Raw genomic sequence first — 1,875 nt, forward strand, 5'->3', positions numbered from 1 at the left:
AAAATGCTTTTGCACGATTAAAGCATTTTCGTGCGCTGGCAACACGGTACGATAAATTAAAACGTAATTATGAAAGTACCGTGTCATTAGCTTGTGCTTTGATTTGGTTGAAATTATAGCTAAAATGTCATTAGCCCCTAATGCGTGGGTGCAAGCACCCACCCTACACTTGCTATATTTATTTTACAATTTCAAGCAATTGATTATCTAAAATAATTTCAAGGTCATATAAAAAATCTTCTTTTTCTTCATCATTCAAATCAGCAAATAATTCCTCTGTGGCATATTTGGACAGAATATTATTTATCTCACATAAATGGAATCGGTGAGCTTCTGCTATTCGACCAGCATTTGTAATTGTATTGATGACATGAATCATTAACTTTTCAATTGGTAAATGAAATCCGCTTTCAAAATCATAGCTAGCATAACCCCATTCACTCTCATGTTCCATCCAGCCATCAACTTGACCACGATGAAATTTAGCCCTGCAAGCCCCAAAGGCACTTGCCAAAAAGTCCTTTTTTAATTCATCGTAGGTTGTACGCTCATAATTCATGTATTTATATGCATCATTTTTTCCTTGTGATATAAAACCGCAAAATCTTTGGCACCTTTTCGCAATACCTTTGATACCGAGTAAATTATAAAACCACTGCAATTTTGATACCATAAACGTTTGGATTTGAATTTATAGCATCAAACATAACAACAGCGACGTTTCAGTCGCTTTTGTTGTTGCAGGCTGCTTGAAATCAGTAGTTACAAATGACCAACTCACCACGCTGTATGCGATTTTCTGCTTTGCGTCTCACAGAATAAGCTAGCTGCAATTCTGTAATATTGAACTCAGCAAACAATGCGCGAATATCGGGGTGGTCATTAATACTCAGCATCATCTTACCTTGCATGGTTCGCATCGTTTGAGCAAGCTGTTCGTATTCCGTCCAATCAAATACACGCTCGTAACCTGCGGTTTGCCAGTACGGTGGGTCTGCATAAAAGAATGTATGTGGTCGGTCGTAGCGTTTGACACAGCGTTGCCATGGTTCGTTTTCAATGAATACACCACCTAATCGTTGTCGTGCAGCCTGCAATTTTTCGGCAATTTGCGTTGCATTCCATGCTTTGCCTGTCGTCTCTGTACCAAATGTTTGACCCGTTGTTTTGCTGCCAAAGGTATTGTGTTGCAAATAAAAGAACCGTGCTGCACGTTGAATATCAGAACCTGTATTCACAAAAATAATAAAATATCTTTATGACCAGAAAATCCTACCCAACAGACTTAACAGATGCCCAATGGCAAGCGATTGAGCCATATTTTAACCAGCTACGCCACTACAAATGGGATAAACGTCAATTAGTGAATGCCGTTTTGTACATGACCAAAACAGGTTGCCAATGGCGTATGCTGCCCAATGATTTTCCACCTTATTCAACCGTATGGAGTTTCTATCGCAGAGCCAATCAATCAGGCTTATGGGATAGAATTCTTTTGGCATTGGTTCAAAAAAACGTTTAATCCATCAAAAACAAGCAATGCCAACTTATGCCATTATTGATTCACAAAGTGTCAAAACAGCTTCTAGCGCACATGATAAAGGTTTTGATGGAGGTAAAAAAATCAAAGGCCGTAAGCGACATATATCAGAGTAATTGGGTTTAACTGTTGAGATTTCAAAGAAAATTCAAGATATTTCTTGGCATATTCTGCCCAAACGTTGGATTGTAGAACGAACGTTTGCATAGTTAGGTTGGTCTCGACGTTTAGCAAAAGATTTTGAGCAGACGAATTTATCTGCTGAAAATTTTGTTAAACTAGGGTATATTTCACAAATATTAAAATTTATCAAATAGTTGTTTGTGAATACAGGT

2 protein-coding genes and 2 pseudogenes are annotated in these 1,875 nt (G+C 37.9%); 2 read left to right on the top strand and 2 right to left on the bottom strand.

Annotation, left to right across the window (positions count from 1 at the left end; translation table 11 throughout):
• Positions 1–119 (top strand): annotated as a pseudogene (locus BQ5809_RS10500) (IS5/IS1182 family transposase); the annotation flags it as partial.
• A 59-nt stretch (positions 120–178) separates the two neighbouring features.
• On the opposite strand, the gene BQ5809_RS08100 reads toward BQ5809_RS10500, so the two are convergent.
• Both BQ5809_RS08100 and BQ5809_RS08105 read right to left on the bottom strand, forming a co-directional pair.
• Complete coding sequence (locus tag BQ5809_RS08100) at positions 179–673, bottom strand: hypothetical protein (RefSeq protein ID WP_003788974.1); 495 nt, start codon at positions 671–673, stop codon at positions 179–181.
• An 82-nt stretch (positions 674–755) separates the two neighbouring features.
• Positions 756–1,238, bottom strand: a complete 483-nt coding sequence (locus tag BQ5809_RS08105) for a DNA adenine methylase (protein ID WP_231954128.1) — start codon at positions 1,236–1,238, stop codon at positions 756–758.
• 20 nt (positions 1,239–1,258) lie between these two features.
• On the opposite strand from BQ5809_RS08105, the pseudogene BQ5809_RS10835 reads away from it, so the two are divergent.
• Positions 1,259–1,857 (top strand): annotated as a pseudogene (locus BQ5809_RS10835) (IS5 family transposase).
• Positions 1,858–1,875 lie beyond the last annotated feature (18 nt).

The sequence above is a fragment of the Kingella kingae ATCC 23330 genome (assembly GCF_900111845.1).
Taxonomy (GTDB): domain Bacteria; phylum Pseudomonadota; class Gammaproteobacteria; order Burkholderiales; family Neisseriaceae; genus Kingella; species Kingella kingae.

Bases quoted from the DNA above. Each gene is read 5' to 3' on its own strand.
- BQ5809_RS08100 (WP_003788974.1), bottom strand. From the start codon at position 673: ATGGTATCAAAATTGCAGTGGTTTTATAATTTACTCGGTATCAAAGGT.